The sequence below is a fragment of the Campylobacter massiliensis genome, assembly GCF_014253065.1.
Lineage (GTDB): Bacteria > Campylobacterota > Campylobacteria > Campylobacterales > Campylobacteraceae > Campylobacter_A > Campylobacter_A massiliensis.
Genome location: NZ_JACLZK010000001.1, coordinates 679,604 through 698,961, shown reverse-complemented (window position 1 = coordinate 698,961; position 19,358 = coordinate 679,604). Strand labels below are relative to the sequence as shown.

Annotated in this window: 24 protein-coding genes; 12 read left to right on the top strand and 12 right to left on the bottom strand. The window is 46.2% G+C overall.

The window, feature by feature from the left end; translation table 11 throughout:
- Positions 1-10: 10 nt before the first annotated feature.
- The 12 genes from atpD to H7R39_RS03200 all read left to right on the top strand — a co-directional run bounded on the left by atpD (position 11) and on the right by H7R39_RS03200 (position 9,416).
- Complete coding sequence (gene atpD / locus H7R39_RS03255) at positions 11-1,408, top strand: F0F1 ATP synthase subunit beta (RefSeq protein ID WP_002947477.1); 1,398 nt, start codon at positions 11-13, stop codon at positions 1,406-1,408.
- Positions 1,409-1,425: 17 nt separating this feature from the next.
- The gene (gene atpC, locus H7R39_RS03250) at positions 1,426-1,815 is read left to right on the top strand and encodes an ATP synthase F1 subunit epsilon (protein WP_002952434.1); all 390 of its coding nucleotides are present in this window, start codon (positions 1,426-1,428) and stop codon (positions 1,813-1,815) included.
- Positions 1,816-1,931: 116 nt separating this feature from the next.
- Complete coding sequence (locus tag H7R39_RS03245; RefSeq protein WP_221892091.1) at positions 1,932-2,396, top strand: MotA/TolQ/ExbB proton channel family protein; 465 nt, start codon at positions 1,932-1,934, stop codon at positions 2,394-2,396.
- Positions 2,393-2,785 (top strand): biopolymer transporter ExbD, encoded by a 393-nt coding sequence (locus H7R39_RS03240; RefSeq protein WP_185897940.1) that lies wholly within the window; start codon positions 2,393-2,395, stop codon positions 2,783-2,785. The genes H7R39_RS03245 and H7R39_RS03240 overlap by 4 nt, the downstream gene beginning before the upstream one ends.
- Positions 2,778-3,608: a TonB C-terminal domain-containing protein gene (locus H7R39_RS03235; RefSeq protein WP_185897939.1), complete on the top strand. Its 831-nt coding sequence runs from the start codon at positions 2,778-2,780 to the stop codon at positions 3,606-3,608. The genes H7R39_RS03240 and H7R39_RS03235 overlap by 8 nt, the downstream gene beginning before the upstream one ends.
- A 10-nt stretch (positions 3,609-3,618) precedes the next feature.
- Complete coding sequence (gene tolB / locus H7R39_RS03230; protein ID WP_185897938.1) at positions 3,619-4,893, top strand: Tol-Pal system protein TolB; 1,275 nt, start codon at positions 3,619-3,621, stop codon at positions 4,891-4,893.
- Positions 4,894-4,946: 53 nt separating this feature from the next.
- Complete coding sequence (locus tag H7R39_RS03225; RefSeq protein ID WP_185897937.1) at positions 4,947-5,465, top strand: OmpA family protein; 519 nt, start codon at positions 4,947-4,949, stop codon at positions 5,463-5,465.
- Between the two features lie 8 nt (positions 5,466-5,473).
- Positions 5,474-6,370: a tetratricopeptide repeat protein gene (locus H7R39_RS03220; RefSeq protein WP_185897936.1), complete on the top strand. Its 897-nt coding sequence runs from the start codon at positions 5,474-5,476 to the stop codon at positions 6,368-6,370.
- A gap of 59 nt (positions 6,371-6,429) precedes the next feature.
- Positions 6,430-7,041, top strand: coding sequence for an FKBP-type peptidyl-prolyl cis-trans isomerase (locus H7R39_RS03215; protein WP_185897935.1), 612 nt, complete (start codon positions 6,430-6,432; stop codon positions 7,039-7,041).
- A gap of 10 nt (positions 7,042-7,051) precedes the next feature.
- Complete coding sequence (gene fabD / locus H7R39_RS03210) at positions 7,052-7,972, top strand: ACP S-malonyltransferase (protein ID WP_185897934.1); 921 nt, start codon at positions 7,052-7,054, stop codon at positions 7,970-7,972.
- Complete coding sequence (locus H7R39_RS03205; RefSeq protein WP_185897933.1) at positions 7,969-8,652, top strand: 5'-methylthioadenosine/adenosylhomocysteine nucleosidase; 684 nt, start codon at positions 7,969-7,971, stop codon at positions 8,650-8,652. Before fabD ends, H7R39_RS03205 begins: the two co-directional genes overlap by 4 nt.
- Entirely contained in the window at positions 8,649-9,416 is a 768-nt protein-coding gene (locus H7R39_RS03200; RefSeq protein ID WP_185897932.1) for a tRNA 2-thiocytidine biosynthesis TtcA family protein, read from the top strand. Before H7R39_RS03205 ends, H7R39_RS03200 begins: the two co-directional genes overlap by 4 nt.
- A 100-nt stretch (positions 9,417-9,516) precedes the next feature.
- Here the strand turns inward: H7R39_RS03200 and H7R39_RS11220 are convergent, their stop codons facing one another.
- From H7R39_RS11220 to H7R39_RS03145, 12 genes are all read right to left on the bottom strand, one after another.
- The gene (locus tag H7R39_RS11220) at positions 9,517-9,918 is read right to left on the bottom strand and encodes a hypothetical protein (protein WP_228724712.1); all 402 of its coding nucleotides are present in this window, start codon (positions 9,916-9,918) and stop codon (positions 9,517-9,519) included.
- 33 nt (positions 9,919-9,951) lie between these two features.
- Positions 9,952-10,590, bottom strand: a complete 639-nt coding sequence (locus H7R39_RS11215) for an ankyrin repeat domain-containing protein (RefSeq protein ID WP_228724711.1) — start codon at positions 10,588-10,590, stop codon at positions 9,952-9,954.
- Between the two features lie 424 nt (positions 10,591-11,014).
- The gene (gene recO, locus H7R39_RS03190; protein WP_185897931.1) at positions 11,015-11,629 is read right to left on the bottom strand and encodes a recombination protein RecO; all 615 of its coding nucleotides are present in this window, start codon (positions 11,627-11,629) and stop codon (positions 11,015-11,017) included.
- 2 nt (positions 11,630-11,631) lie between these two features.
- The gene (locus H7R39_RS03185; protein ID WP_185898480.1) at positions 11,632-12,549 is read right to left on the bottom strand and encodes a tRNA dihydrouridine synthase; all 918 of its coding nucleotides are present in this window, start codon (positions 12,547-12,549) and stop codon (positions 11,632-11,634) included.
- On the bottom strand, positions 12,546-13,583 hold the full coding sequence (locus H7R39_RS03180) for a LapA family protein (RefSeq protein WP_185897930.1): 1,038 nt from the start codon (positions 13,581-13,583) through the stop codon (positions 12,546-12,548). Before H7R39_RS03180 ends, H7R39_RS03185 begins: the two co-directional genes overlap by 4 nt.
- 9 nt (positions 13,584-13,592) lie before the next feature.
- The gene (gene dksA / locus H7R39_RS03175) at positions 13,593-13,946 is read right to left on the bottom strand and encodes an RNA polymerase-binding protein DksA (protein ID WP_002952411.1); all 354 of its coding nucleotides are present in this window, start codon (positions 13,944-13,946) and stop codon (positions 13,593-13,595) included.
- A 9-nt stretch (positions 13,947-13,955) separates the two neighbouring features.
- Positions 13,956-14,411: a 23S rRNA (pseudouridine(1915)-N(3))-methyltransferase RlmH gene (locus H7R39_RS03170; RefSeq protein WP_185897929.1), complete on the bottom strand. Its 456-nt coding sequence runs from the start codon at positions 14,409-14,411 to the stop codon at positions 13,956-13,958.
- Between the two features lie 2 nt (positions 14,412-14,413).
- The gene (gene accD, locus H7R39_RS03165) at positions 14,414-15,307 is read right to left on the bottom strand and encodes an acetyl-CoA carboxylase, carboxyltransferase subunit beta (RefSeq protein ID WP_185897928.1); all 894 of its coding nucleotides are present in this window, start codon (positions 15,305-15,307) and stop codon (positions 14,414-14,416) included.
- Positions 15,308-15,623: 316 nt separating this feature from the next.
- Positions 15,624-16,052, bottom strand: a complete 429-nt coding sequence (gene rimP / locus H7R39_RS03160; RefSeq protein WP_185897927.1) for a ribosome maturation factor RimP — start codon at positions 16,050-16,052, stop codon at positions 15,624-15,626.
- The gene (gene rbfA / locus H7R39_RS03155; protein WP_002943703.1) at positions 16,039-16,410 is read right to left on the bottom strand and encodes a 30S ribosome-binding factor RbfA; all 372 of its coding nucleotides are present in this window, start codon (positions 16,408-16,410) and stop codon (positions 16,039-16,041) included. Before rbfA ends, rimP begins: the two co-directional genes overlap by 14 nt.
- Complete coding sequence (gene infB / locus H7R39_RS03150; protein WP_185897926.1) at positions 16,407-19,100, bottom strand: translation initiation factor IF-2; 2,694 nt, start codon at positions 19,098-19,100, stop codon at positions 16,407-16,409. The genes rbfA and infB overlap by 4 nt, the downstream gene beginning before the upstream one ends.
- Positions 19,066-19,350 carry a YlxR family protein gene (locus H7R39_RS03145; RefSeq protein ID WP_002947517.1) on the bottom strand — a complete coding sequence of 95 codons (285 nt, stop codon included), beginning with the start codon at positions 19,348-19,350 and terminating at the stop codon, positions 19,066-19,068. Before H7R39_RS03145 ends, infB begins: the two co-directional genes overlap by 35 nt.
- Between the last annotated feature and the right edge of the window lie 8 nt (positions 19,351-19,358).

Genomic DNA, 19,358 nt, shown 5'->3' with positions numbered 1-19,358 from the left:
AGGAGTATGGATGAAAGGTATCATTTCTCAGGTAATGGGTCCGGTAGTCGACGTCGATTTCACGGATTATTTACCCAAGATCAACGAAGCCGTCGAAGTAAATTTCGAGGTTGAGGGCAAGCAAAATAGACTTGTGCTAGAGGTTGCCGCGCACCTTGGCGATAACCGCGTAAGAACTATCGCTATGGACATGAGTGAAGGCTTGACTAGAGGCCTTGAGGCTACGGCTTTAGGCGCGCCTATTAGCGTTCCGGTCGGCGAAAAAGTTTTGGGAAGAATTTTTAACGTCGTCGGCGATCTAATCGACGAGGGCGAGGGCGTAGAATTTGACAAAAAATGGTCTATTCACCGCGATCCTCCGCCGTTTGAAGAGCAAAGCACGAAGAGTGAAATTTTTGAAACAGGCATCAAAGTAGTTGATCTTTTGGCTCCTTACGCAAAGGGCGGTAAAGTCGGACTATTCGGCGGTGCCGGCGTCGGTAAGACGGTTATTATCATGGAGCTGATCCACAACGTCGCATTTAAACACAGCGGTTACTCCGTATTTGCTGGCGTTGGCGAGCGAACGCGTGAAGGAAACGACCTTTATCACGAGATGAAAGAAAGTAACGTTTTGGATAAAGTCGCCTTGTGCTATGGCCAGATGAACGAGCCACCGGGGGCAAGAAACCGCATCGCTCTAACAGGTCTTACAATGGCTGAGTACTTCCGCGACGAGATGGGACTTGACGTTTTGATGTTTATCGACAACATCTTCCGTTTCTCTCAGTCTGGTGCAGAGATGTCGGCGCTTCTTGGACGTATCCCGTCAGCCGTTGGTTATCAGCCGACTTTGGCGAGCGAAATGGGTAAATTCCAAGAGAGAATTACGTCAACCAAAAAAGGTTCGATCACGTCGGTTCAGGCTGTTTACGTTCCTGCGGACGACCTTACTGACCCAGCTCCTGCAACCGTTTTTGCGCACCTTGACGCGACTACCGTTCTAAACAGAGCTATTGCAGAAAAAGGAATTTATCCCGCGGTTGACCCGCTTGATTCGACATCAAGAATGCTCGATCCTCAAATTTTAGGCGGCGAGCACTATAAGGTAGCTCGCGGCGTACAGGCGGTTTTACAAAAATATAAAGACCTTCAAGACATTATCGCGATCCTTGGTATGGACGAGCTTAGCGAAGAAGATAAGGTTACCGTCGACCGCGCTAGAAAGATCGAGAGATTTTTATCTCAGCCGTTCTTTGTTGCCGAGGTATTTACGGGAAGCCCTGGTAAATACGTAAGTCTTGAGGAGAATATCGCTGGCTTTAAGGGAATTTTGGAAGGCAAATATGATGATTTGCCGGAAAACGCATTTTATATGGTAGGAAACATCGACGAGGCGATAGCGAAAGCTGAAAAACTTAAAGCCTAAATTTAAAGGAAAAAGTAATGAATAAATTACATTTAGAAATCGTTACGCCTGAGGGTTTAGTGTTTTCAAACGATATCAAAAGCGTAGTTTTGCCGGGTAGCGAGGGCGAGTTTGGGGTTTTACCCGGACACGCCTCGCTTATATCGCTTTTAAAAGCCGGCGTTATAGACATCGAGAGCGAAGATAAAAGCCATGATGCCGTCGCGATAAACTGGGGATATGCCGAGATAAATGAGGGTAAGGCAACCATCCTTGCCGACGGCGCCGTTCACGTGTCGGGAAATTCTGAGAGCGAGATAGCAAATTCATTGCAAAAGGCTAAGGATTTGATCGCTAGCATGAGCAGCGAGAATAACGCTATGGCCGCTGCCGTAGCAAAACTAGATAGTATGGCTCGGACAAGATAGTGGCTGGGCTTGATATTTTTTTGAACTACTTATCAAGAAGTAGTTTTATTACTATATTCGTACTTAGTTGGCTCTCTTTTTATTTCATAATAAGCCTTACCATACTTTTATCCCGTATGGCGGGGCTTGCCTCATGGCAAAAAAAAGAGCAAAATGCGCTTGAGTCGCTATTAATGGGCGGCTCTAAGCATACTCTAAACGACTCGGTTTTAAAAAGATTCGTAAGCGGCTCCGTATCTAAAGAAAAGCTTTCGGTTGCCGTTAGTATTTCGGAGAGAAATGCGACTAGCGGTATCACTTGGCTTAGTATTATCGCTTCTACTTCGCCTTTCATTGGACTTTTTGGTACGGTTGTATCCATCTTGGAGACATTTTCTCAGCTCGGTCAAGGCGGAGGAAATGCTTCGCTAGGCGTTATCGCTCCAGCTATCAGCGAGGCCCTCGTGGCTACCGGAGCAGGTATATTCGTAGCGATTCCAGCTTATACCTTTAGCTTGCTTATCAAACGAAAAGCTTATGAGCTCATGGGCGTCATCAGGCGCGAAGTCGACATCCTCGTAACGCTTAAAGAAGATCAATGATAAATCTCGACGAAACTCCGGAGCTAAATATAACTCCGCTCGTGGATATCATGCTTGTTTTGCTGGCGATTCTTATGGTTACGACGCCTACTATCGTTTACGAGGAGCAAATTTTACTACCTGACGGCTCAAAAACCAAAACATCCTCGGCTCAAAGAAAAGATTTGACCGTCATAGTGGATGCTGCGAAAAAGGTTAGGATTGATCAAAGCACTATGGATCTACGCGAGCTTCCCGACAACATCGTGCTTATCGGCGCAAAATACGATAAAAACTCGCCCGTTTATATTAAAGCTGACAAAAGCCTCATATACGACGATGTGATGTTTGTTCTAAAGAGCGTAAAAAACGCAGGCTTTACAAAGGTAGCGCTCCAGACTAATGGATAAATTTGATCTCAAATTTAACACCTCCGGCTATTTCCTACTATCGGCTTTTCTTTACCTTTGTATCATAAGCGGTATTTTTATTAAGCTTACTTACTTTAAGGAAGAGCCAAAAAAATACACCGATACAAAAGATGCGTTTATGGATATCATGATAGTTGAGCGCGAGCCCGACATCACCGTAAAGGCGCCCGAGCCCAAAAAAGAGATCGTAAAAGAAGAAAAGCCCCAGCCTGTAAAAAAAGAGGAAGAGGTTAAAAAAGAAGAACCTAAACCGGACACCACAAACAAGCCGCCTGAGCCAGATCCCGCACCGCCAGAACCTGAAGAAAAAAAGGTTGAAGAGCCAAATTTAAAGGATTTGTTCAGCAGTATCGATACCTCTAAGCTAAAAGAGGACAAGGTTGCTAAGAAAAAAGAACAGCCAAAAGAGCAAAGTCGCAAAAAACCTGAAAAAGTCCAGATAACAACCCAGCAGAAAAAGGCTAGCGACGTTATAAATGCGCTTACCTTGGATCAGGTTGCTAAAACTCCAAAGTCTCAAATGACTGGCGAATACAACGAATATTTCGGTACGATTAGCAGAATTTTGCAGAGTAAATGGAGTGCTTATAAGGCCGATTCTAGCGATGAGGCGGAGGTTGAGATTATTATCGACATTGACGGATCGTTTAGTTATGATATAAAAAAGTTATCGTATAATAGCGAATTTAACGACAAAGTTAGGGATTTCTTGCAAAGTATGACTTTTGAGAAATTTCCGCCGCCTACCCAGATAGGCAGAGCTGTTAGGCTCGGAACCAAACTAGAAGATAAACTAGAATAACGGAGGAAAAATGAAGAAAATTTTACTTTTTCTTGCTTTTGCCAGTTGGCTTTTTGCCGTTGATGCAACCATTTCGGTCATCAACAAAGGCTTAGCCCTACCAAAAATCGTACTTCAAGATGCTACAACGGCCGTCGGCGATCAGGCTTTTAAGAGCAAATTTCACAAAATCATGCTAGGCGACCTAAAGGTCAGCTCTGATTTTGAGGTCGTGGATGAATACGTCGCAAGTAGTTATGAAGGCGACTCAAATACGAACGTTATGAGCGAGAAGGGCGCGCAGCTTATATTTAGATACGCGCTTGAGGGTTCTCCAAACTCGCCTCTAAGCCTTAGAGTTAAGCTTATAAATGCAAAAACGGCGACTACTCAGTACGAGAAAATTTATAATATGAACGACGGAGCAAAATACCCGTTTATCGCGCATAAAGCAATAGTCGAGCTGATCAACGAGCTAAAAATGCCTCCTGTTAACTGGATGGAGAAATTTATCATTTTTGCTAAAGGAACAGGCTCTAAGCAAAGCGAGATCGTTATAGCCGACTATACTCTAACCTATCAAAAAGTACTTGTTCGCGGCGGTTTGAATATATTTCCTAAATGGGTAGGAGCCGACCAGAGGGCGTTTTACTACTCTGATTACAGCGGCAAAAATTTGGTTCTTTACAGATATGACGTCGCAAGCGGCCAAAAAACTAAAATTTTAGATAGTAAGGGCGGTATGCTTATAGCCTCCGACGTTAGCCAAAACGGGGATAAAATTTTATTAACTATGGCTCCGCAAGATCAGCCTGATATCTATACATACGATCTAAATTCAAAAAGACTATCTCAGGTAACTAACTATAGCGGCATAGACGTCAACGGCAATTTCGTCGACGGCGACAGACGCGTAGTTTTCGTTTCCGATAGACTCGGCTATCCTAACGTTTTCGCGCAAAACGTCGATGGAAGCGGTTTTGAGCAGTTGGTCTATCACGGCAAAAACAACAACTCCGTCAGCACCTACCAAAACTATATAGTTTATTCTAGCAGAGAAGACGGTAAGAGTAGCTTTGGAACGAGAGATTTTAACATTTATATGATCTCTACGCAGACCGATTACATCAGACAGCTCACTGCAAGCGGTAAAAATTTATACCCTAGATTTTCTAGCGATGGACAAAGCGTAGTGTTTATCAAAGAGCTTGGCGGCCAGAGTTCTCTTGGTATAATTCGCGTAAATGAGAACAAAAGTTTCCAATTTCCGTTAAAAATCGGCAAAATTCAGTCTATTGATTGGTAATATTTAGTAAATTTTATGATATAATCACGTTAAATTTCTATAAAAGGATGAAAATGAAAAAAGTAGTTTTAACTTCTGCTGCTATTGCGGCTTTATTGTTGAGCGGTTGTAGCTCTAAAACCCCTGAAGTTGATATGAGCGCTGACGCTAATCAAAATATGGGCGGTATGAACTCAAGCGATAACATGATGAGTGATAGCGAGAGATTGCAACAATTAATCTCAAGCATTGAAGGTCAAGTTCAAACTGTATACTTTGACTTTGACAAATTTAATATCAAAGGCGACATGCAGTCTGCTATCAACACAAACGCAGGCCTATTTAATCAATCAGAGGCTCAAGCTCTTTCTGTAAAAGTAGAGGGTAACTGCGACGAGTGGGGTACAGATGAGTACAACTATGCACTTGGTCTAAAAAGAGCAAAAGCTGCTAAAGACGCGCTTGTAAAACAAGGTGTTGCGGCTGACAGAATCACGGTTGTAAGCTACGGCGAAAGCAATCCTGTTTGCACAGACAAAACAAAAGCTTGCGACGCTCAAAACAGACGTGCTGAATTTAAAGTTCTTCCATAATTAGATTTATGACGAATTTAAAAACTTTCGTGGCTCTTTTTATAGGAGCCACTCTCTCTTATTCCGCCTCCAATGAAATTTCGGTATTTGATGCTGGAAATTTAGATAGCTCGAGTCCCTACGGTTTGACCGATAACGAAAAAACTTTTCTAAAGAACAAGCAAAACGTAGAAAATTTAAGTAGAAATATGGGCGACGTCGAGTCGAATTTAAATGCTATGCAAGAGCGCTTAGAGGGCTTGCAAAGTGTACTAGACGGACTAAACTCAAGAATGTCTAGGATAGAAAAAAGACTAAACGATATCGAAGGAAACGACGGAAATTCTACCGCAAAAAGTGATTTTGACGAGCTTAAAAAATACGTAGAAGAAAGCCGAAAAATACAAGAGGCCAACAACGCTAAAATCACCAAAGCCCTTAAGGATATGGGCGCTTTGATAGATAAGAGCAACGCCGCACCTGCTACCACAAAAAAAAACGATGAAGACAAACCGGTAGCTAGTAGTCCAGCCGCTGCTGAGTCGCAAGCTCCAAAGACTGATTTTACCAAACAAAAAAATCAAGACGTAGCAAGCGAAGCTAAAAAGCTATTTGACGCAGGTAAGCTTGATGATGCAAAGGCTAGATACGAATATCTTTTAAGTAAAGATCATAAGCCTGCGATGGCAAATTTTTATCTCGGCGAGATAGCGTATCAGCAAAAAGCTTACAACAACGCCATAAAATACTACCAACAAAGTATCCAGCTCTACGACAAGGCCGAGTATACACCAAAGCTTCTTTATCACACTGCTATTAGCTTTGATAAGATAAAAGACACGGCAAGTGCGAATAAATTTTACAAAGCGCTAAAACTAGGCTATCCGGACAGCAAAGAAGCCAAAGCCGCACCTACTCGAAACTAAAACATTCTTTAATAAATTTAACGATATAATCACGTTATTTTCATAAATAGGAGAAGAACGTGAAAGAACAAGTTATAGCTATGTTTTATGAGCTAAAAGACGCAAAAACGGGCGAAATTTTAGAGTCCAATATGCAAGTAGGGCAGGAAATTTCCTTTTTAACGGGCCGCGGACATATCATCGAGAAACTAGAAGAAGAGGTCACCAAACTAGAAAAGGGCGAAACTAAGGTTATCGTTATCCCGGCTGCGCAGGCTTGCGGCGAGTACGACTCTAGCGCCGTTCAGATGCTACCTAAGGAGCAATTTGCTGGCATCGAGCTAAAAGAGGGAATGGAGCTTTTTGGTCAAGGCGAGCATGGCGAGAGCGTACGCGTGATAGTAAAATCTATCGGCGAGGACGACGTGACGGTTGATTTTAACCACCCTTACGCAGGCAAAGATTTGGAGTTTAAGGTTCAAATTTTCGACAAACGTGACGCTACGGAGGACGAGATAGCTACGGGCATGGTAGCCGGCGCTCACACATGTGGATGCGGCGGGCACGATCATGACCATCATCACGGCGAGGGCGGTTGCTGCGGCGGCCACGGCCATCATGAGCACAAAGAAGGCGGTTGCTGCGGCGGGCACGGTCATCATCACGATGACGGCGGATGCGGTTGCCACTAAGAGGACCTAGATGAGAGCGGCGTTTATATTCCCGGGACAAGGCTCGCAAAGCATCGGTATGGGTAAGGAAATTTACGAAAATTTCCGCCCGGCCGCCGAGCTTTTACAAAATGCAAGCGATAGCCTAAAAATCGACTTTTCAAATCTGCTTTTCAACGAAAACGACCTCATAAACAGGAGCGAATTTACCCAGCCGGCCATCGTTTTAAACTCGCTTATGTGCTATCTCGCGCTAAAGCAAAGCGTAAATTTAAAGCCTAAATTTGCGCTCGGCCACTCTTTGGGCGAGTTTAGTGCGCTTGCGGTTAGCGGCGCGTTTGATTTTGTTGATGCGCTTAGGATCGTAAATTTACGCGGTAAATTTATGCAAGAGGACTGCGCGGGCAAAGACGTAACGATGAGCGTTATTTTGGGTCTTAGCGACGAGACGGTCGAGCAAATTTGCAAAAACGCTCAGGCGGACGGCCATCAAATTTACGCCGCGAACTACAACTGCGACGGTCAGATCGTGATCGCGGGGCTAAAAGAGGACATCGCCAAATTTGAGTCTGCGTTTAAAGAAGCGGGCGCTAAGCGCGTACTGCCTTTGAATATGTCCGTCATTAGCCACTGCCCGCTTTTAAAGAGCGCTAGCGAGAAGCTAACGGCGCAGCTAGAGCCAGCGTTGGCAGCTAAATTTGACCCGGTCGTTTCAAATGCGTCGGCGAAGGCTTACGGCTCGAAAGACGAAGCGCTAAATTTGCTAAAAGCCCAGCTCGTTAGCCCCGTTTTATACAAACAAAGCATCAAAAGCATCGAAAACGAGGTTGATATTTTCGTGGAGTTCGGCGGTAGCGTGCTAAAAGGCATCAACAAAAAAATCACCGAAAAGCTGACCTTTAGCGTCACCGATCTTAGCAGCCTTGAAGAGCTTTTAAAGGGGCTTAAATGATAGCGATCTTAGGCGCGATGCGCGAGGAGGTTGCTCCTCTGCTCGAGTGCATCAAGGACTACAAAGAGGTTAAACACGCAAATAACGTATTTTACCTCGCAAATTTCGGCGGCAAAGAGCTTGTGATCGCCTACTCAAAGATCGGCAAGGTAAACGCCGCTCTAACCGCAAGTGCGATGATTGAGAAATTCGGCGCCCGGAAGCTACTTTTTACCGGCGTCGCAGGCGCGCTAAATCCAAATTTGAAAATCGGCGATATGCTTTACGCGACTAGTCTAGTGCAGCACGACGTCGATATCACGGCGTTTGGGCACCCGCACGGCTACGTGCCCGAGACCAGTATCTTTATCAAAAGCGACGACGCTCTAAATGCGTTAGCCTCTAGCGTCGCGGCCGAAAAAGGCATCGAGCTAAAAGGCGGCATCATAGCCACGGGCGATCAGTTTATCTGCGATAATGCTAAAAAAGAGTGGCTCAAAGCAACTTTTAAAGCCGATGCGGCCGAGATGGAAGGCGCTAGCGTGGCGCTAGTTTGCGAGAGCCTGGGCGTGCCGTTTTTCGTGCTTCGCGCCATCAGCGACGAGGCGGGCGGTAGCGCGGAGTTTGACTTCGATAAATTTTTACAAGACTCGGCAAACGTCAGCGCGCAGTTCATGCTCGCGATGATCGAGCGACTATGATAGAGCTTAGCAAGCGGCTGCTGCGCCAGGTCGGGCAGACCAACGCCAGATACCGCATGGTGCGCGGCGGGGATAAAATTTTGCTCGGTCTTAGCGGCGGTAAGGACAGCCTCGCGCTCGCGCACGTGCTAAAACACATGCAAAATGTTACGCCCGAAAAATTTGAGTTTAAGGCCGTGACGCTAAGCTACGGCATGGGCGAGGACTACGCCTATCTCACGCGCCACTGCGCCGAGCACGGCATCGAGCACGACGTGATCGACAGCTCGATCTTTGAGATATCTAAGGACAAGATCCGCAAAAATTCTAGCTTTTGCAGCTTTTTCTCGCGTATGAGGCGCGGCTATCTCTACACCTACGCGCTCGAACACGGCTTTAACAAGCTCGCCATCGCCCACCACCTCGACGACGCGGTCGAGAGCTTTTTTATGAATTTTACTTATAACGGCGCGCTGCGAACGCTTGCTCCCAAATACATCGCGGCAAACGGTATCGAGGTTATCAGGCCGTTTATATTCGTGCGCGAAAGGCAGCTGCGCGAAAACGCCGTGCAAAACGGACTTACGGTTATCGGCGACGAGGCGTGTCCGGCGATGCGATTTGACGTCAAGATGCCTCACGCTAGAGCCGAAACTAAGGAGCTTTTGGCAAATTTAGAAAAGCAAAATCCAAAGCTTTTCGTCTCGCTAAAGGCCGCTTTTGAAAACATCCACAGCGATACGTTTTTCGCCGCCGGGGCGCAAAATTTGACCGACGAGGAGTGAGCACTCGTCAAATTTAGCTTAAATTTGACCGCTCTTTCGGTCAAATTTGACTTTTGTCGGTCGGTTATCTCCTTGCTCCTACCGCATCATAAGCGATCCATCATCGTCGCTCTGCGGCATTTTTACTACTTAATTTTTGGATTAGTTTATTGGATATTAGCTTTTCTTTGTCTTGACTACTTATATTGGCGTCGATATAGATTACCTTTGCGGGGTTGTTTTTGTGCGCTTCTAAAAACTGCCGTACATATTCCCCTCTTTTTTCTTCATTTGCCCATTTTACAAAAGATTCGGTATCTTTAAACGTAGAATTTTCATCTGAACAATGTTGCTTATAGTAGTCTATCTCTTTATCAAATTCTTCTATCATTTTCGGGTCTATCGGCTTTGGTTTGTATTGTAAAAGACCGTCTTCATATAGTAGCGAATAAGGAGCATATTTGTATTTATCATACTTTTTCTTTATCTTTTCTTCGGCCTCTTCGTCTCTGCCTTGATTCATTTTATAGATGTATTTTTCCTTGTCTTCAACTGCTCACTTGTGTCTTATATAGCATTTTTTATACGCCTCTTTCAACTCCTCACTCGTAGGTTGCCCCGAAACATTGTTGTCTAGGAGTAAATTTAGCATAGGTTCGTAGTTTGGTATTATGCTCAGCCTGCCAAAGCAGTCAAATTCCTCATATCTTTGGGCTTTAAATTTGCATTCTGACTTATAGCCCAGCTCAAAAAACATTTTTGAAATTTCCAGTAGATTGTTAGCTATGGCGTAGCCGAAGGGATCTGCCGCATCCTTTGAGTCCGTATCGGCGAAATCAAAATTTATATGCACGTCGTCTTTATCTACGACTATGCTATTTATCAGAGAATATATAGCATGGTTTTGATAAAACTGCACGGCTTTGACCTCCTCAAGCCTGACCCCGCTATCAAGCAACAGCTTAACGGTCTTTGTGGAGTTGTTTTCGATGGCGTAGGCCAGGGGCGAGAGTTTGTAGCTATCTCGCGCATGAGCGTCCGCGCCCATATCTATAAGTCTTTTTGCCGTGGCTTCGTCGCCATAAAAGCTAGCGTACATCAGCGGCGTCGTGTTTGCCTTCATCTTTACGTCGGCACTAAGCCCGTTTCTTGTCATAAAATTTAAAATCTTATCCGTATCTTTTAGCCTCAGCAAATTTCTTAAAGCGTTAAGGGTGGCGTTGTTTTCCTCGTATTCGTCTATATCCCAGTATCTAAAAGTAAAGTCGTCTATCTCCTCTTGCGTTACGTATTTGGCTAGCTCGGAGTTTGGGTCTATTTTAGTATCAGGAGTGACGGTAAAATGCGTAGGGCGAGATAGCTTTTCGTAAATAAAATTTACGAAAACGACGAGGAAAATAGCGGCAAAGCCGAGTGCGAATCTTTTTAAATTTATCCCTTAAATCAAAATTGCGAAATATTAGCCAAAACTCGGTAAAGAGGCGGTAAATTTGATGAAATTTGAGCCGATAAATTTGGATATCGGGAGTAGGGCGCGGCGAGATCCGTCCGCATAAAATTTGAGCGGGTTAAATTTGAAAGCAAATTCGGGCGAGTCAAATTTGAAACGGTAAATTTGATCAAAATCCCTGAAGCAAAACCGAGTAGAGCGCGTCTATCTCGTCATCGTCAAGCAGCAGCGTAGAGCGCTCGCTAAAGAGCATTTTTATCTTTTCTATCTCAAAACCCTTTTGCGCGGCGCAGTGCTCGTGAGCGGGCAAGAAGCTCCTGGCTAGCGCAACTCTATCCTCCACTGGCTCATCGCAGATAAAGCAAAAAAGCTCGTCGTGCAGCCTGCCCTCGGCCTCTAAAATGCGCACGTAGCTCTCGATAAGTAGGCGTTTGGGAGCGCCCCTGTCAAAGCGCGAGGCGCAAAGCTCAAGCTCCCGAAAATACACCTCGTCTATCTGCTCGACGTCTCGCAGGTGCGCGTAGAGTAGGCGCATAAACTGCTGCCACGCGAGTAGCCGCTCGCGCGAGAGTAGCCAGCGGTAGCCTAGGTGCAGGACGCTGCGCAGGTGCGGGAGGAAGTTTTCGCCGCCTTCGAGCTCGAAGTCGATCTTGTAGCCTTGCAGGACGTTTGAGTGGCGCGCGCCGTAGAAGCGGTAGGATTTGACTAGCAGCGAGGGCGTGAGGATGTAGACGAGTAGGTCCTCGTCGCGCACTTTTTGCGTGTGCAGGATGTAGCCTTGCATGGTTAGAAAAAGGCTTGGATTTTTTGGCGCAGGGTTTCCGGCTCGGCGATATGGTTTATCTCGTCGCGAAAGGCGCTGGCGCCGTCTATGCCTTTGGAGTAGCGGTGTAGGTGCTTGCGAAATATCGCCGCTCCGTGCTCGCCGTAGTGCTCGATCATCGCGTCAAAATGCGCCAAGATGATCGCCTTTTTCGTCGCCGCGTCGATGCTGCCGCCCGTCTTTATCTCGTGGAAAACCCACGGCTTGCCGATGCAGGAGCGTCCTATCATTAGCGCGTCGGCGTTGGTTAAATTTAGCACGTCGGCCGCATTTTCGGGCGAGATGTCGCCGTTTGCGATGACGGGGATGGTTACTGCTTCTTTAGCTCGGCCGATCGCGGCGTAGTCTACCGTAGCTGTGTAGCCGCCCGCTCTCGTGCGTCCGTGAAATGCGATGTAGTCAGCTCCGGCGTCCTGCGCGGCGAGGGCTAAAATTTCGGGTATTTTTTCATCAAAGCCTAGGCGCAATTTGACGCTAGTCATTTGCTTATTTGAGGTTTTTTTGATGGTTTCTACGATGCGTTTTAGGTTCGAGATATCTTTTAGCAGAGCAGAGCCCGCAGACTGTTTGACGACCTTTGGCACGGGGCAACCGCAGTTTAGATCGATACCGTCGATGCCTTCGATACCGTTTAAAATCTCCACCGCTTTTTTGACGATGTCCGCGTCGCTGCCTGCGATCTGCACGATATAGGGCATTTCAAGCGGTGATTTTTTGAGCATCTCAAGAGTTTTGCTGCCTTCATAGACTAGGGCGTTTGCGCTAATCATCTCGCTTACGGTCACGTCGCAGCCAAACTGCTTGACCACGCTTCTAAGCGGCAGGTCCGAAAAGCCCGCGAGCGGAGCTAGAAAAAGCGGCTTTTTTGAAAAATCTATCAGCAATGCGCGTGCTTGAAAAATAGATCGGTCGGGACGTTTTTGCCGTTTTGTCTGAGATATAGCAAAGTGCGGAAATTTTGATATTCGCCGGCTTCAAGGCCTGATAAAACCTCCTGCGCGCGCTCGAGCATCTCAAACTCAAACAGCAGATAAACGTAGGCTTCCTGCGCCTCTTGACGTTCGTTTTTGAGGCGCTCGAATATGCTAATGACGGCGTCCGGAGCGATTTTGCTTTTTAGCGTCGCGGCGCTGATACCAAAGCTGTCTTTTGAAATTTTATCCGAATTTAACAGCTCCAAAATCTCGTCGTTGCTCAATTTTATCTCGTCTTTGGCAAAGCGGGCGATTAGTGTCATGATCTCTTTTTCGTCCAGATCTGGAGCAAATTTTTTGATATCGGCGAGCGAGCCTAAATTTATTAGCTTTTGCCTTGCTTCGCGGACTATTTCGCCCTGATCGCCCATAGGTTTTTTAAGCGTTTCTAGATAGTATCCGTCCAAATTTGCTATTTTGTTTAGCTCGTTTTTGATAAAGAGCGGATTGTCCTTAGGTAGCTTAAATTTCTTTAGGTCGGCGACTTCGCCGTTTTTGACCGCGCGCATTATATCTAGGGCGTTTTGTAGCTCCTCGCCCTCGATATTTGCGTCTTTGTATCTATCCCACGGCGAGAGGATTCTAGCTATCTGAGACGGGATTTTATAAAAGTTCGTTTTAAAGTCTTTGTTCGTATCTAGGCCGAGTAAAATTTCTTTGCCGAGCTCTCTGTAAAATTTCTCATCATGCGAAATTTTGCGTTTAAAGGCGTAAAATTTAAATCCGTGATAGGCCATGTGAAGCACGCAAAATAGCGTCAAAATCGCAGGCGGCAGTATCATCCAAACTGCGACGGGTAAATTTAGCGCATACTCGATGTCGCTGCCAAAAAGGGCAAATTTAAGATGAAGCTCGTAAGAGCCGTCATTGAAAAGATAAACGATCGCGCCGACTACGACCAGGTAAAGCACGGCGTAGACTATAAAACGTTTGATTTGCATGGCGTACCCCTATTTTGCGGTTTTTTCCACTATCTCACGGCAGGTGATGCAGTATTTTGCGTGCGGTTTGACGCGCAAACGCGCCAGCCCGATATCCTCCTCACACATCTCGCAGATGCCGTAGGTTTTGTCGGCGATCTTTCGCAGCGAGACATCGATCTCGGCTAGTTCTTGTCTTTGTTGAGCGCTGATTGATTGCTCGATGAGCTGATCGGCGTTTACGGAGGCGATATCAAACTCGTCGCTGACGCCGCTTTGGCGTAGCCCTGCCATCTCGTTTGACGAGTCTAAAATATTTTTAGTTATCTGTGCTTTTCGCTCCAGTAAAAGTGCCTTAAACTGCTCCAGGTCGCTTTTGCGCATTTTTTTCCTTTATTTGTGATATGGGTGGTTCGCGTTTATGCAAAGAGCTCTGAAAATCTGCTCATGAAGCATAAGTTTGGCGATCTTGTGCGCCATTGTCATGCGGCTTAGGCTAACGACGGCGTCGGTTTTTTGTTTAAAATTTTGGCTCAGCCCGTAAGCTCCGCCGATAAAAAACGAAATTTGAGCCTTATCCGAGATGAGTTTAGCAAACTCTTCGCTGTTAAATTCGCGGCCCGCTTCGTCAAGTGCCACGCAAAAGCCGTTTAAATTTGGCTCGTAAGCCTCGTCATAGGCTTTTAGCGCCTCTTCTCGCCCCTTACTTTGGGCTTTAGCGATCTTGTCGTTAAAGATGACGACGTCTGAAATTTTAGCGAACTTAGACGACATCTTCGCATACTCTTTGATCTCGTTTTCAAAATTTTCACGTTTTGACTTTTGGATACAAAACACGGAAATTTCCAAATTTATTCCTCGTCGTCCAAGTTTTGAGTGCTCGGCTGCTTGGCGGCGTAGGCCGGGTTGTTTGAGAGTAGCCTTATCATATCGCTTAAAAACTGCTTATGCTCTTTGCGCTCGACTATGGCGTCTATTAGGCCGTGCTCTAGCAAAAACTCCGATCTTTGAAAGCCCTCAGGCAGATCGGCTCCGATGGTTTGCTTGATAACGCGCTGTCCGGCAAATCCGATGAGAGCGCCGGGCTCTGCGATGATGACGTCGCCCAGCCACGCGAAAGACGCGCTCACGCCGCCCATCGTAGGATCGGTTAGGACCGAGATATAGGGCACCTTAGCCTCGTCAAGTAGCTTTAGCGCGGCAGAGGTCTTTGACATCTGCATCAGCGAAAACGTACTTTCCTGCATCCTCGCTCCGCCCGAAGCCGAAACGATGATGAGGGGCTGCTTTTTATCGAGCGATCTTTTTACGGCGCGCACGATCTTTTCGCCCTCGACCGAGCCTAAAGACCCGCCCATAAAGCTAAAATCAAAAACCGCCAGCTGTACGTTCATATCGTCTATCTTGGCCTCGCCGCAGATCACGGCCGAGCTTCTGCCCGTTTTTTCCTCGTTTTCGCTTATGCGTTTTTTATACGATTTTTTATCGACGAATTTGATCGGATCGACGGGCTTTAGCTTGGTGTCAAGCTCGACGAAACTACCTTCGTCACAGATCATCGCTATCCTCTTGTCGGCGGCTAATCTCATGTGAAAACCGCACTTTGGACAGACGTTAAAATTTGCCTCGACCTCTTTGTAATACATCAGCGAATGACAGCTGTCGCATTTGACCCAGTGCGCCGGAGCCTCGCTAGGAGCGGATTGTTGCTTTCTTGTTTTGGAAAAAATATCTAAAAAGCTCATGGTTCCTACTTTTTAAAAAATTTAGGGATTATAGCCAAAGTTAGCTTATGTTTTGCTAGTCGGGTGTTAAATTTACGCTGCGCGCTTTGGGGAGTAGGCGGGCAGAATCGCCGAAATTTGCATCGCCTTTTTTTGTGCTTTTTGGGGGAAATTTAAATTTATGCGGAGGTGGTTTGTAAATTTGAGGTTAAATTTGAGAAATTTGACTGTAGCGCGTTTAAGCTTTGCGATATAAATTTAAAGCACTCAAATTTGTAAAATTTAACCCAAAATTTGACGAGGTATTAGCTTAAATTTAAGCCTTTAAATTTGTAGCTTACCACTCGATATAGGTTTTTGCCTTTTTTATATTCGCGATTTTTATTTTTAAAATTTGACCTTCGCTCTCAAACGAGATCTCATCGTCGTCGGCGGATATGATTTTGCCTTTTAGCTTTTTATTTTCGCCGTCTACTTCGGCTGAGATTTTAGCTAGTTCTCCGATACTTGAGATAAAATGACTCGGTTTTTCTAGCTTTCGCTCAAGTCCGGGCGAGCTAACCTCTAGCACGTAGTCTCCGCTAAGCGGCGGCTCGACGTCAAATATCGGCGAGAGTAGGCGCGAGACCTTTTCGCAGTCGTCTAAATTTACGCCGCCGGGCTTTGCGATGTAGATCCTATAAATGGCTCTGCCGTTTTCGTTTGCGACCTCGACGTCGTAGAGCTGCACGCCGCACTGCGAGATCAGATTTTCAAGATTTTGCATTTTTGTTTAGATCCTCTGAGATTTTTTCAAACAAATCATCCATGTGGTTTTGGTACTCGAGTCTGTCGTCAAATTTAAAGTGAAAATTCGGCGCTCTATACCAGCCCTCAGCCGCCATGCAGTGGTTTTGCAGGTGCTTTGATACGCGCTTTAGGCGGTCTAGTATATAGGCCTGCTCGCGTTCGTCAAACATCATTTTATCTAGATAAACGAACGCGTCGTACCTGCCTTTTTTACACTCGACGTCAGTCACGCAAAGCCCGCGTAAAAGCTCATCTTCAAGCGTAGATAGAGCCTCAGGTAGAAGCTCTTTTAGTACGCTTTGCGTGCGCAGGCGTTTTATCTCCGAGGGGTTCATAGGCTAGCTTGCTCCTCTACCTCTTTAAAGCTCTCGATGTAGTCGCCCTCTCTGATGTCGTTATAGCCGTCTATGCCCACGCCGCACTCAAAGCCGCGCGCTACCTCTCTCACGTCGTCTTTGAAGCGTTTTAGCGAGCTTACCGTACCCTCGTGTACGACCACGCCGTTTCTGATCAGGCGGATTTTCGCGCCGCGGTTTATCGTGCCCTCGGTTACCATGCAGCCTGCGATCGCGCCTACTTTAGGGACGTTGATGACCTGGCGTACTTGCGCTTGACCGAGCTGCTCCTCGTGGATGACAGGCGACATTAAGCCGCTTAGGATCGCCTTGACGTCGTCGATCAGGTTATAGATGACGTTATAGGTTTTGATTTCGACGCCGCTTTCTTTGGCTTTTTCTTTCACTTCGCCCGTCGGCCTGATGTTAAAGCCTAAAATCACGGAGTTTTCGCTCGCTCTGGCTAGCTCTACGTCGCTTTGTGTGATGCCGCCCACGCCTGAGTGGATGATATTTACTTTTATCTCGTCGTTGCGAAGTTTTTCTAGGCTTGCCTTGATAGCTTCTAGCGAGCCGCCCACGTCGGCTTTTACGATAACCGGGAGCGATTTTAGCTCACCCTCGGCGATCTTTTCGCTAAGCTCTTCTAGGCTTACTTTTGTTGTTTTGCTAAGCTCTTTTTGGCGCAAGTATTCAGCCTTTTTCTGTGCGTATTCGCGGGCTTCTTTGTCGGTTTTAACGCTTATTAGCGTTTCGCCGGCTTCCGGAATCTCGCTAAGGCCCATTATCACGCCGCATTCGCCCGGTTTTATCTCTTTTAAAATTTTGCCCTGATCGTCGGTTATGCTTCTTATTTTGCCGTATGCAACGCCTGCAACCACGATATCGCCGACTTTTAGAGTGCCGTTTTCTACGATAACCGTAGCTACCGGACCGCGGCCTTTTTGCTGCGAACTTTCTATTATGGCTGCTTTTGCGTTTGCCTTTGCGTTTGCTTTTAGTTCTAAAATTTCAGCCTGCAAGAGCACGATTTCAAGTAGATCGTCTATGCCCATACCCATCTTTGCGGAGATCGGTACGAACTCGTACGTGCCGCCCCAGTCGGTAGATAGGATATCCAGCTCGGCTAGTTCGCTTTTTACTTTGTCAGGGTTTGCGGCCTCTTTATCCATCTTGTTTATCGCGATGATAATCGGTACGCCGGCGGCTTTTGCGTGACTAACGGCCTCTTTGGTCTGCGGTTTTACGCCGTCGTCGGCTGCGACCACGATGATAACGATATCGGTGATCTTGGCCCCTCTAGCGCGCATAGCCGTGAAAGCTTCGTGGCCCGGAGTGTCGATAAAGGTAATGTTTTTACCGTTTTTATTTACCATATAGGCGCCCACGTGTTGCGTGATGCCACCCGCTTCGCCCGCTGCCACGCGAGAGTTTCTGATGTAGTCTAGTAGCGAGGTTTTACCGTGATCGACGTGACCCATGATGGTGATAACGGGAGCGCGGACAGTCAAATTTGCATCATCCAGCTGTTCCTCTTCTTCGTCGTAGGCCTTAACGTAGTCAAACGCTTCTTGCGTATCGACGATATTTACCTCGATACCGAACTCATCGGCTAAAATCTCTATCGCATCCTCGTCTAGGAAGTCGTTTTTGGTCGTCATCATGCCTAGCATAAAGAGCTTGCCGATGATTTCGCTCGGTTGCTTGTTGATCTTGTCGGCAAATTCGTAAAGACGGATCTCTTTTGGCATCTCGACGTAGGTTACCGCCTCTCCGTTATGGTCGGCTCGTTGCGATTTTTTATGTTTTTTACGAGGCCTGCGCGCAGTACCTTGCTCTAGAAACGAACTTACCGATGTATTTAGTACCGGTTTGTAGTTGGTATTTGCAGGTTGTCTTGTTTTTTGAGGCTCCGGAGTTTGAGTTCGCACTGAAAAATCAGGCAATATAACCACGTCCTCATCATCTATCACGATGTCTGCCATATCGCGGTCGCCGAGCAGATCCATCTTTGTTGCGCCGTCTTTTTTAGTTGCGATGACCGATTTTTTCTCTTTTTTCTTTTTGCGCTCGATCTTTTCGTCGCTAAATTTAAATATACTTTCCAAATTTAGTGCCGGCGCAGACTCCTTTCTCTCGCTTGCTCGAGGTGCGGGCTGCTCGTCTTTTTTCTTTTTTACGATGACTAGACCGCGCCTTTTTTGCAGACTAACGTCGGCTAAGCTCTCTTTTGGATGGACCGGCTCGGCGGCAGGCTGGGTCTTTGGCTCCTCTTTTGGTGCTACTTGCGTTTTTGGCTCCGGTGCTTTTTCTGCCGGTTTTTGAGTGACTGTTTTTTGTTCTTTTTCGGATTTTTCGTCGTTTTTTGTTTCTACTTTTTCTTTAGGCAAAGGCTTTTCTTCTTTTGCGGCGCTTGGTTTTTTTGCCTCTTTAGGTTTGCTTTCTTTTTCCTCTTTGCCCTCTTTGGTTTCCGCCTTTTTGACGGTCGGTTTTTTCTTTTCCGGTTTTTTCTTGAGAGCTTCGGGGATCTCGCCGGTTTGGATGTAGGTGTATAGCGCCTCCGCTTCTTCAGGACTAACGCCGCTCGAGTGCGTTTTGACCTTTAGCCCAAGCTCAATAGCCTTTTCTAAAACCTCTTTGCTATTGTAGCCGAGCTCATTTGCTATCTCTGAAATTCGAACAGTCCCCATTTAAGAGTATCTCCTTTAAATTTTGCCCGTTTTGTAGCGTCGCTATAAAGCTGCCTGCGACTCTTCCGAGCGATTTTCTTAAAATTTTCTCGTCTTTTTTTAGACATTCCTCGCAAAGATAAAAGCTGCGTCCGTTTCCGTTTCCGAAAAATAGCGAAGAATTTATCAGTCTGTATCTACGCAAAATTTGCTGTTCAAAGCGCTTTTTGCAGACCACGCACGTCCTGATAGGGATAAATTTTTGAGCCATTATTATAA

Bases quoted from the DNA above. Each gene is read 5' to 3' on its own strand.
- atpD (WP_002947477.1), top strand. From the start codon at position 11: ATGAAAGGTATCATTTCTCAGGTAATGGGTCCGGTAGTCGACGTCGAT.
- atpC (WP_002952434.1), top strand. From the start codon at position 1,426: ATGAATAAATTACATTTAGAAATCGTTACGCCTGAGGGTTTAGTGTTT.
- H7R39_RS03245 (WP_221892091.1), top strand. From the start codon at position 1,932: ATGGCGGGGCTTGCCTCATGGCAAAAAAAAGAGCAAAATGCGCTTGAG.
- H7R39_RS03240 (WP_185897940.1), top strand. From the start codon at position 2,393: ATGATAAATCTCGACGAAACTCCGGAGCTAAATATAACTCCGCTCGTG.
- H7R39_RS03235 (WP_185897939.1), top strand. From the start codon at position 2,778: ATGGATAAATTTGATCTCAAATTTAACACCTCCGGCTATTTCCTACTA.
- tolB (WP_185897938.1), top strand. From the start codon at position 3,619: ATGAAGAAAATTTTACTTTTTCTTGCTTTTGCCAGTTGGCTTTTTGCC.
- H7R39_RS03225 (WP_185897937.1), top strand. From the start codon at position 4,947: ATGAAAAAAGTAGTTTTAACTTCTGCTGCTATTGCGGCTTTATTGTTG.
- H7R39_RS03220 (WP_185897936.1), top strand. From the start codon at position 5,474: ATGACGAATTTAAAAACTTTCGTGGCTCTTTTTATAGGAGCCACTCTC.
- fabD (WP_185897934.1), top strand. From the start codon at position 7,052: ATGAGAGCGGCGTTTATATTCCCGGGACAAGGCTCGCAAAGCATCGGT.
- H7R39_RS03205 (WP_185897933.1), top strand. From the start codon at position 7,969: ATGATAGCGATCTTAGGCGCGATGCGCGAGGAGGTTGCTCCTCTGCTC.
- H7R39_RS03200 (WP_185897932.1), top strand. From the start codon at position 8,649: ATGATAGAGCTTAGCAAGCGGCTGCTGCGCCAGGTCGGGCAGACCAAC.
- H7R39_RS11220 (WP_228724712.1), bottom strand. From the start codon at position 9,918: ATGAATCAAGGCAGAGACGAAGAGGCCGAAGAAAAGATAAAGAAAAAG.
- recO (WP_185897931.1), bottom strand. From the start codon at position 11,629: ATGCAAGGCTACATCCTGCACACGCAAAAAGTGCGCGACGAGGACCTA.
- H7R39_RS03180 (WP_185897930.1), bottom strand. From the start codon at position 13,583: ATGCAAATCAAACGTTTTATAGTCTACGCCGTGCTTTACCTGGTCGTA.
- dksA (WP_002952411.1), bottom strand. From the start codon at position 13,946: ATGCGCAAAAGCGACCTGGAGCAGTTTAAGGCACTTTTACTGGAGCGA.
- accD (WP_185897928.1), bottom strand. From the start codon at position 15,307: ATGAGCTTTTTAGATATTTTTTCCAAAACAAGAAAGCAACAATCCGCT.
- rimP (WP_185897927.1), bottom strand. From the start codon at position 16,052: ATGCAAAATCTTGAAAATCTGATCTCGCAGTGCGGCGTGCAGCTCTAC.
- rbfA (WP_002943703.1), bottom strand. From the start codon at position 16,410: ATGAACCCCTCGGAGATAAAACGCCTGCGCACGCAAAGCGTACTAAAA.
- infB (WP_185897926.1), bottom strand. From the start codon at position 19,100: ATGGGGACTGTTCGAATTTCAGAGATAGCAAATGAGCTCGGCTACAAT.
- H7R39_RS03145 (WP_002947517.1), bottom strand. From the start codon at position 19,350: ATGGCTCAAAAATTTATCCCTATCAGGACGTGCGTGGTCTGCAAAAAG.